The 9,406-nt window shown below is 59.4% G+C and carries 8 protein-coding genes; 4 read left to right on the top strand and 4 right to left on the bottom strand.

Translation table 11 applies throughout. From position 1 onward, the window contains the following. Positions 1 to 5 precede the first annotated feature (5 nt). Complete coding sequence (locus PHAMO_RS04295; protein WP_002726794.1) at positions 6 to 899, bottom strand: DMT family transporter; 894 nt, start codon at positions 897 to 899, stop codon at positions 6 to 8. Between the two features lie 182 nt (positions 900 to 1,081). Between PHAMO_RS04295 and PHAMO_RS04300 the strand changes: the two genes are divergently transcribed. From PHAMO_RS04300 to PHAMO_RS04315, 4 genes are all read left to right on the top strand, one after another. After that, positions 1,082 to 1,978: a LysR substrate-binding domain-containing protein gene (locus PHAMO_RS04300; protein ID WP_155801543.1), complete on the top strand. Its 897-nt coding sequence runs from the start codon at positions 1,082 to 1,084 to the stop codon at positions 1,976 to 1,978. Positions 1,979 to 2,027: 49 nt separating this feature from the next. Beyond that, entirely contained in the window at positions 2,028 to 2,468 is a 441-nt protein-coding gene (gene arfB, locus PHAMO_RS04305; protein WP_002726798.1) for an alternative ribosome rescue aminoacyl-tRNA hydrolase ArfB, read from the top strand. 297 nt (positions 2,469 to 2,765) lie between these two features. Continuing rightward, positions 2,766 to 3,335, top strand: a complete 570-nt coding sequence (locus tag PHAMO_RS04310) for a LabA-like NYN domain-containing protein (protein ID WP_002726800.1) — start codon at positions 2,766 to 2,768, stop codon at positions 3,333 to 3,335. Continuing rightward, a complete protein-coding gene (locus PHAMO_RS04315) occupies positions 3,328 to 4,002 on the top strand; it encodes a uracil-DNA glycosylase (RefSeq protein WP_002726801.1) in 675 nt (224 codons plus the stop codon). Before PHAMO_RS04310 ends, PHAMO_RS04315 begins: the two co-directional genes overlap by 8 nt. A gap of 37 nt (positions 4,003 to 4,039) precedes the next feature. Here PHAMO_RS04315 and PHAMO_RS04320 read toward each other — a convergent pair whose 3' ends face one another. The 3 genes from PHAMO_RS04320 to PHAMO_RS04330 form a co-directional block, all read right to left on the bottom strand. Further along, positions 4,040 to 5,983, bottom strand: a complete 1,944-nt coding sequence (locus PHAMO_RS04320; protein WP_002726803.1) for a diguanylate cyclase domain-containing protein — start codon at positions 5,981 to 5,983, stop codon at positions 4,040 to 4,042. A gap of 95 nt (positions 5,984 to 6,078) precedes the next feature. Then, positions 6,079 to 8,736, bottom strand: coding sequence for a valine--tRNA ligase (locus tag PHAMO_RS04325; protein ID WP_002726805.1), 2,658 nt, complete (start codon positions 8,734 to 8,736; stop codon positions 6,079 to 6,081). An 87-nt stretch (positions 8,737 to 8,823) separates the two neighbouring features. Continuing rightward, positions 8,824 to 9,406 (bottom strand): DUF2497 domain-containing protein (locus tag PHAMO_RS04330; RefSeq protein WP_040566188.1); only part of this gene is annotated, 583 nt, incomplete at its 5' end.

A 9,406-nucleotide genomic window follows, 5' to 3' on the forward strand; every position in this document is an offset into this window, starting at 1 on the left:
TGGCTTTATCTCTTTGATAGACTTCTCACCAGGATCATTGAGCACAGCACGGCCGTTCCCATAATTTGAATTTGCGTAACAGCCTCACCGAAGAAAATATTTCCGAAGACAATTCCGAAGATGGGGATGAGCAGAAAGAAACCGCTTGATCCAATGGCCGAAAAACGCCCCAGCACAATGATCCATATCCAGGTTCCCGTGATGGAACCCATCAGGACGAGATAGGCGAACCCAAGAACCGCTTCGGGTTGCCAGTCGAAATGAGGCGGACCTTCAATCAAGACGGCAAAAAAGAGCAGGACAAGGCCGCCGATTGCCATCTGTGTGGCAACCAACGGAATGATGCCCGATCTGGAAACGATCGACTTCAGCAGAGTGTTCCCCAAAGCAAGAGCGATTACGCCAGACAACATCAGCAGAATAGAAGGTGAAAACAGAGACGCCGAAAGATCATGGGATTCGGCTTTCCCTAAAATTACGACGATGATGCTGGCGATGCCGACAAGCGTGGCCATCACCTCGCGAAAACTCGCTTTCTCACCAAGTATAGCGATGGCAATTGGAATTGAAACGAGAGGTAAACTTGCCCCCAATATCGACACCAAAGCAGCAGGAAGTGTAATGAGAACGTAAGTCGTGACACCAAGGTAATAACTTTGGGTAAGAATTGCGGCCACCAGCATTCTCATCCTCGTCGAAGGAGATGCATCGCGGATTATTTTTATAGCTGGACGGGCAAAGAAGGCCAGTAATAGCATAGATGCGATGGTCAATCGTACCGTGGCCAACCACAAAGGCGATGTCATCGGCAGCGCGAACTTGATCGCGATAAAAGAACCGCTCCAGATCGCCGCGAACACAACACCGGCGAGCAGCCCACTCAACGATACCGCCGGCATTGTCTTCTCCTTTGTGATGGTGATTTCTACTGACTCAGCAATGTCTTTCCACTCAGGGAACGCTCCAAATATTATTAGGTGACATCACGAAGTCCGATAAAGGCTATGGTAGAGCGTGACGATTGATGAGAGAAATGATATTAATCGATCTCTTAGGATCGTTAATTCCGATGGGTAGCAAATTGGATCTCGAACTGGAACTGCTGCGGACCTTTCTTGCCGTTTTGCGGCATGGCGGCTTCACCCGCGCGGCCAGCTTCCTGTGCAAAACGCAATCGACCGTCAGCCTGCACATCCGTCGCCTCGAAGAGGCGGTCGGGCATCCACTGTTTCAGCGCAAAGGCAGAGGAGTCATTCTTACGGAACATGGTGAGATTCTTCGCACGTATGCCGAGGCGATGGTGGGCATAAACGACGAAGCGCTCCTCAAGCTTCACCGCCCCCGCCTGTCCGGCACCGTGCGACTGGGAATTCTCGAAGATTTTGCCCCGCAACTCCTTCCTTTTGCGCTCCGACGCTTTGCCGACACCTATCCCGCAACCCGCCTCGACGTAAAAAGCGCGCTCACCGCGAACCTGCTGCGTGAGTTGGAAGACGGTGATCTCGATCTCGTCATTGCGCGGCAACCGAACGGGGCGACGGCGGACGAGATCCTGTGGCGTGAGCCGTTGCTCTGGGTGGGATCGCGCAACCATCAATTCTTGTCCGACCCGCTCCCGCTGGTGATGTTTCCCGCCGGATGTGTCTATCGTCCTGAGGCGTTGAAACGAATCCGGCAAAGCGCGCGCTCTTGGGAAATCGTTTATACGAGCACAAGCCTGTCCGGCGTCCAGGCGGCGGTCACGGCGGGAATGGGCGTCAGTGTTCTCGGACAAAGCGCGATATTGCCGGAGTTTGCGGTTCTCGGTACGGCCGAAAACCTGCCCAAATTGCCGGATACGGAAATCGCCCTGTTCTTGGGGACCGCACGCGGAGACGCCATTTCAGCTCTTGCCGACTATCTTGTTTCCGCCGTGCCATCAGCCTTGACCGGTCATTCCCGCGTGGGTTTAAAACCCATCGCGAACGACGTCGCCTAGCTGTTTCACCCCAGCACTCTGTGCTTTCCCGCTTCCCTCGAGACGAAACATGCCGTACCACTTTGGCACCATGATCCCGATCACCGACAGAATCGCTATTGCCGAAAGCGAAATAGAGGAAAGCTATCAGCGCGCGTCCGGCCCCGGCGGCCAGAACGTCAACACCTTGTCTTCGGCAGTACGCTTGCGCTTTGATGTCCGCAATTCACCGACGCTGCCGGAGGCGGTCAAAGAACGACTGGAGCGACTGGGGGGACGGCGGATCAACCGTGACGGCGTTCTCATGATCCTGGCCCAATGCCACCGCACCCAGGAAGCGAATCGCCGCGACGCTCTCGAACGGCTGATCGCGCTCATTCGTGATGCGGTACCGCCACCAATACCGCGCCGCCCCACCCGCCCAACTCTGGGATCACGGACAAGACGGTTGGACGGCAAAGCCCAGCGCGCAGAGGTCAAGGCAATGCGGCGCTCACCCACGAGTGAATAGTGCTTATGTGGAAATCACCCAGACGCTGCGGCTAGCCTGGGGAAGTGAAACGAGGGTTCTCTGCGATCACGATATGCAGAGAGAAAAAACCTCGACACCCCTATATAGGCCATTACAGTCGTGGTCACCGGATGTCGAGACCTCTTCCTGCTTCGCGGCCTCCCCTCACTTTCGTCCTAAGGCGGGATGGGCATCAAACACCCCCCTTGCGGAAGCCATCATCCCTGCTTACTTTAAGAACTGTTATTTCTCCGTAAAATTTTTCGGGGATCTTTCTTTAAATACGAGAGATATATGATGCATTTTTACGCAGCCGAGCGAATCGGTCTGTTTGTTGACGGTTCGAATTTGTATTCGGCCGCTCGTTCACTTGGTTTTGATATTGACTACAAGAAGCTTTTGCAGCTTTTTGCATCAGAGGGCCGCCTAATCCGCGCCTTTTACTACACAGCTCTGATGGAAGATCAGGAATACTCGCCGATCCGTCCGCTGGTCGATTGGCTCGACTATAACGGGTTTACAATGGTCACCAAGCCGACCAAGGAGTTTACCGACGCCACCGGACGGCGCAAGATCAAGGGAAACATGGATATCGAACTGGCCATCGACGTGATGGAGATGGCTCCGCATCTTGATCACGTCGTGCTGTTCTCGGGTGATGGCGATTTCCGGCGGTTGGTCGAAGCCGTGCAGCGTAAGGGCGTCCGCGTTACCGTCGTCAGCACGATCCGGTCGCAGCCGCCGATGGTTGCCGACGAGCTGAGACGTCAGGCTGACACCTTCATCGAGTTGCAGGATTTGGAATCCCAAATTGCTCGCGCCTCGTCCTATCGCGAAGACCGGCCATCTATCCTCAGCAATGACTAGCAACGTTATCGCGCCGGGCCGTGATTGCCCGCTCTGTCCCCGGCTGTCGGCCTTTCTGGCCGACAGCCGAACCGCTCACCCCGACTGGCACAACGCCCCGGTTCCGTCGTTCGGCGATCTATCGGCGCGGATTTTGGTGGTCGGGCTTGCTCCCGGACTGAGAGGAGCCAACCGAACCGGCCGCCCCTTCACCGGCGATTATGCCGGAGACCTGCTCTACCCGACCCTGGCCGCATTCGGACTGGCGCGTGGAACCTATGCCGCGCGGGTCGATGACGGCTTTGTCCTAACCGGATGCCGCGTAACCAACGCTGCCCGCTGTGTTCCCCCCGCCAATAAGCCGCTACCGGCGGAACTCGCCGCCTGCCGTCCTTTCCTGGTGGCCGAAATCGCAGCCATGCCCGCCCTGGCCGGAGTGCTGGCACTGGGACGACATGGACACGATCAGACCTTGTCCGCCCTGGGACTACGCCGCGCGGCATATCCGTTCGCCCATGGCGCGCTCCACTCTCTTCCCAACGGGCTTATCCTGGTCGATTCGTACCATTGCTCGCGTTACAACACCAATACGGGACGACTGACTCCCGAGATGTTCCGGGATGCAGTGGGGCGGCTGGTCGCCACGGTTGACTCAGTGCAAGATCGGGAGATATCGAGGCAGGGTTAACGGAAGCGGCCCCCTCCCCCTGCGTCATGTTTGCGCGTCAGGACATCTCGGCCGGGACGGCGGATTCAAGATCGCTGGCGAACATAAAGTTGTTTTTGCCCCGCCGCTTGACCGCATACATCGCCTGATCGGCGCGGGCAATCAGGCCGGCCTCGTCTTCGGCATCGTCTGGATAGAGGGCGATGCCGATCGATCCGCGCACCTCGGCGGGGGAGCCGTCAAGATCATAGGGCAGACTAAGCTGCTCGATCAGCTTGCGAGCGACCAAAGCCGGTTCGTCACGTCCACGAACGCCGTGCAAAATCACAACGAACTCATCCCCTGCCAACCGGGCCAGGGTATCGCTGCCGCGCATACAGTCGGACAGACGTTCGGAAGCGCATTGCAACAAGAGGTCGCCGGCAGCATGCCCCAGACGGTCATTAACCGCCTTGAAGCCGTCCAGGTCGAGAAACATCACGGCGAAAGACTTGCCGTCCCGCCGAGCCTGTTGCACCCCCTGGCTCAGACGATCGAGAAACAACGAGCGGTTTGGCAAGCCGGTCAGAGCGTCATAATTGGCCTGCCGCCAAACGCGGGCCTCATCCTCCTTGCGGTGGGTGATATCGGCGAACACGGCAACATAGTGGCTGATCAGTCCATTGCTTTCGCGAATGACGACGATCGACAAGCCGACGGCGAACAATTCGCCGGATTTGCGCCGGTTCCAGATATCGCCCGACCATGATCCCTTCGACAGCAATTCGTCCCACATCTCTTCGTAGAAAGCGGCATCGTGCCGCCCCGAACTCAACAGCGAGGGCGAATTACCAACCACCTCATTACGGGAATATTCGGTGATCGCGGTAAATGCAGGATTGACGAAGACAATCCGGTTGGCGGCATCGGAAATCATCACCGCCTCCTTCAAGGTGTCGAGCACCTTGGCGGCGAGGAAAATCTGCTGTTCGGCGGCCTTACGCTCGGTGATGTCGTAAATCCAGGCGAGATTGACCGGCTCGCGCTCGAAATCGGTCGAACGGATCGTCAGAAGGCTCCAGAACGGGCGGCCATCCTTGCGGCGAAACTCAACCTCGGCACCGTCGATCTGCCCATGGCGGCGCAATTCGGCCAGAACGGCGCGGCGTTGAGTCTCATCGACATAATTATCTCGGGCGGGAGCACCGATGAATTGCTCTCGCGCAATCCCCAGGATTTCGGCAAACCGGGTATTGGCAAAGACAATCCGCCCGTCGCGGCGTCGCGACACGGACACCCCGATCGGGCTTTCCTCCAGAATGCGGCGCAACCGTTCCTCGCTGTCGCGCAGCTCGCTTTCAGCATTCATCCGCTCGGTAAAGTCGGCGCGCAGACGCTCCACCATCGGATGGAACACGCCAAAAGCCGAGACCAGAAGAACCGCCATCGATACCAGCAAGGTGGCACCTTGCAGCACCATCATCTCGCGCATCCGGTTCTCGCTGGCCTGACGGAAGCGAAGATTGAGATCGTCAAGCGCTTCGAGCAGCGGCCCCGCCGCTGCCGCCGACAGGACGGCAAGATCGGGGTCGTCGTGGTCCAACACCGAAGCGCGGGCCTGCATGGTCCGGCCCAGATCAAGAAACGCCGCCAGATCGCGGCCGATCTGCCGGGCGGGACCATCGGCAATATCGCGTCCCGGCAATAACGGCAGCGCTCGGGCTGCCTCGATCAGCACCGGATTGTGGCTTTCCAGCCGATCGAGGCTGTCCGTCAGCAGGGTCAGGGCGAACGGACGCTCTGTTGCCGATACCACCGCCAGACGGTTAGCGGCAAAGGCGATCCGTTCGACCAGCATTCGCTGATTGCCGGACAGGCTGACCTGAGCCAACCCTCCTTCGGCGCTGGCGATGCTGCGGGTCAGCCCCACGAACGACAGCAGCGACAGAACGCCCAACACCGCAAGGACCGCGATGTAGCGGATCGTCAAGTCCCTGGTGAACCGTTCGCCCAGTTCCGCCATGCCCAGCCCGCTTACTATTCCCCCACGGAACAGTGATCCAACCTTTGATAGCACAAGTGGCGGAACCGGAGCGACTCGTTCCCGAGGAAAAGCGATTAGACTCCGCCTAAATACTCCAACGCCTGACGGAGACGGTCAGCCGACGCCACCCATTCCTCGCGACGCTCACGCTGTTCCGTCACAACCTCCTCGGGAGCACGGGCAATGAAGTCGGCATTGCCAAGTTTCTTATCGACCTTGGCAATATCGCCATCCAGCCGGGCCAGATCCTTGGCCAGACGGGCGCGCTCCTTGGCGATGTCGATGATGTCGCCCAACGGCATCACCAGAGTCGCCTCGTCCACCACCATCTGTGCGGCCCCGGTGCGATGCCCGTCCAGCGCCTCGACCGCAATCGCCTCAAGCGAACGGCAGCGCGCAAGACGGCGGATCAGATCGCCATGAGTGGACAGCCAGCCAGACCGGGCCGGTGCCAGACCGCCAACCAGAAGATCGACCTGGGCCGAGGGCGGCACGTTCATCTCTGACCGGACCGTGCGGACAGTCGAAACCACCCGAACCACCCAATCCATTTCGGCATTGGCGGCAGCATCCTCCAACCCGGCCAGGGCGGGCCACGCGCACAGCATCAATTCGCCCTTGCGAGTCGCGATCTGCTGCCACAATTCCTCGGTGATGAACGGCATCAGCGGATGAAGGATGTGCAGGATCTGGTCGAGAACCCAGGCGGCAGTGGCGCGGGTTTCGGCGCGGGCCGCCTCGTCGCCACCGGACAGGATCGGCTTGGCGAATTCCAGATACCAGTCGCAGAAGGTACCCCAGACGAAATGATACGCCCCCAAGGCGGCGGCATCGAAGCGATAGGTCTCAAGCGCGGTGCCGACCTTGTCCGACGCCTCGGCGGTCTTCGAGACGATCCAGCGATTGACGGTTTCCTTGACCGATTTCGGATCGAACCCGGCGACCGGGTGACATTCGTTCATCTGGCAGAAGCGGGCGGCATTCCACAGCTTGGTCGCAAAGTTGCGATAGCCCTCGACCCGGCTTTCCGACAGCTTGACGTCGCGCCCCTGCGCCGCCAGCGCGGCCAGGGTAAAGCGCAAGGCATCACAGCCGAACTTCTCGATCAGCACTAGGGGGTCGATAATATTCCCCTTGGACTTGCTCATCTTCTGGCCCTTTTCGTCGCGGACCAGGGCATGGATGTAAATATCACGGAACGGCACGTCGCCCATGAAGTGCAGCCCCATCATCATCATCCGGGCAACCCAGAAGAAGATGATGTCAAAGCCGGTCACCAGCACATCGCCGGGATAATAGCGGGCCAGTTCCGGGGTCTGATCGGGCCAGCCAAGCGTCGAGAACGGCCACAGCGCCGACGAGAACCAGGTGTCGAGCACATCGGTATCGCGAACCAGATCGACGTCGTGACCATAATGGGCAGCAGCAGCAGCCTTAGCCTCGGTCTCGGTCTCTTCGACAAAGAAGGTTCCGTCCGGGCCGTACCACGCCGGAACCTGATGGCCCCACCAGATCTGACGCGAGATGCACCACGGCTGGATGTTGCGCATCCACTCGTAATAGGTGTTTTCCCAGTGTTTGGGAACGAAGCGGGTCTTGCCGGTCTCGACCGCCTCGATCGCCGGCTTGGCCAGAGTGGCGGCATCGACGAACCACTGATCGGTCAACCACGGTTCAATCACGACGCCGGAGCGATCGCCATAGGGAACCATGTGAGTGTGCGGCTCGATCCGGTCGAGCAGTCCCAGCGCCTCGATCTCCTCGACCACTTTCTTGCGGGCGTCGTAGCGATCGAGACCGCGATAGCCCTCCGGCACCGCGTCATTGGTGCGGGCGTCGCGGTCGAAGATATTGATCAGCGGCAGATCGTGACGGGTACCGACCTGGAAATCGTTGAAATCGTGCGCGGGCGTGATCTTGACCGCGCCGGTCCCCTTGGTCGGGTCGGAATATTCGTCGGCAACAATCGGGATCAGACGGCCAACGATCGGCAGCCGCACCATTTTTCCGACCAGGGCGGTATAGCGTTCGTCGTCGGGATGGACCGCAACCGCCGAATCGCCCAGCATCGTTTCCGGCCGGGTGGTGGCAACGGTAATAAAGGTATCGGGCATACCCTCGACCGGGTATTTGAAGTGCCACATGTGGCTCTTGATCTCGCGCTGCTCGACTTCAAGGTCCGAGATCGCGGTGTGCAGCTTGGGGTCCCAATTGACCAGACGCTTGGCACGGTAGATCAGTCCCTGGCGGTGCAGCGTGACGAACACCTTGCGCACCGCTTTCGACAGCCCTTCGTCCATGGTGAAGCGTTCGCGCGCCCAATCGGGCGAGGCGCCAAGGCGACGCAACTGGCTGGTGATGGTGCCGCCGGATTCCGCTTTCCACTCCCACACGCGCTGGATAAACGCATCGCGGCCAAGATCGTGACGAGAGACGTTCTCGGCCTCCAGCCGCCGCTCGACCACCATCTGAGTGGCGATACCGGCATGATCGGTGCCCGGCTGCCACAGGGCGTCACGGTTGGTCATGCGGCGATGGCGGATCAACGCATCCTGAAGCGTGAAGGTCAGCGCATGCCCCATGTGCAGGCTGCCGGTCACGTTCGGCGGCGGCATCATGATGGTATAGGGCGACCGGTTCGAATCGACATCGGCGGCGAAGGCTCCAGCCTCCTCCCAGCGCTGATAATGTTTCGGCTCGACTTCGGCGGGACGATAGGTCTTGTCCAGCATGGCAGCAGACTCGGCTTCAATGGAGTGGAAAAGGAAAATGGGCGGCCCGTTTGACTGGGCCGCCCGACAGTGCACGCAAAACTTATACTAGAAATCTTCCGAACGATTAACCATCCGTTCGATCTCTTTCTTGACGATCCGCTCGATCATATAGGGCAGGTTCTGATCCAACCATTCCTTCAGGATCGGCCTCAGCAAGTCACGCACCAAATCTTCGACCGTCAGGGTGCTGTTACCCAGGCCGAACGCCTTTTGCCGCACGATCTCTCGGGCGAGGTCAGACAACAGACTTGCGCCACGGTCAACATTGGGCGGCGACATCAGCGATTCGTCGTCCTCGGGCTCACGGTGCGGCCGGGGCGGCGGCGGAGGAGGGGGTGGTGGTGGTGGTGGCACGACCGGAGGAATAAAGGCGACCGGCTCCGGCACGGGAGCGGGTTCAGGCTCCGGTTCCACGACAAAATCGTCGATATCGAACGCCGGTTCAGGTTCAGGCTCGGGTTCGGGCTCTTCTTCGAGCACCATGTCCTCGGTCAGTTCAAGAACATCGTCATCTTCGTCCGGCTCGGGAGCCGACACGGGCGTATCGAACAACGAGTCGATATCGTCCTGCGCAAAGCTCGGCATCGGCTCGGGGGCCGGGGCAGGCTTCGGCGGCGGCGGAGGAGGA

The sequence above is a fragment of the Magnetospirillum molischianum DSM 120 genome (assembly GCF_000294655.1).
GTDB lineage: Bacteria > Pseudomonadota > Alphaproteobacteria > Rhodospirillales > Magnetospirillaceae > Phaeospirillum > Phaeospirillum molischianum.

Bases quoted from the DNA above. Each gene is read 5' to 3' on its own strand.
- PHAMO_RS04315 (WP_002726801.1), top strand. From the start codon at position 3,328: ATGACTAGCAACGTTATCGCGCCGGGCCGTGATTGCCCGCTCTGTCCC.
- PHAMO_RS04325 (WP_002726805.1), bottom strand. From the start codon at position 8,736: ATGCTGGACAAGACCTATCGTCCCGCCGAAGTCGAGCCGAAACATTAT.
- PHAMO_RS04310 (WP_002726800.1), top strand. From the start codon at position 2,766: ATGCATTTTTACGCAGCCGAGCGAATCGGTCTGTTTGTTGACGGTTCG.
- PHAMO_RS04320 (WP_002726803.1), bottom strand. From the start codon at position 5,983: ATGGCGGAACTGGGCGAACGGTTCACCAGGGACTTGACGATCCGCTAC.
- PHAMO_RS04295 (WP_002726794.1), bottom strand. From the start codon at position 899: ATGCCGGCGGTATCGTTGAGTGGGCTGCTCGCCGGTGTTGTGTTCGCG.
- arfB (WP_002726798.1), top strand. From the start codon at position 2,028: ATGCCGTACCACTTTGGCACCATGATCCCGATCACCGACAGAATCGCT.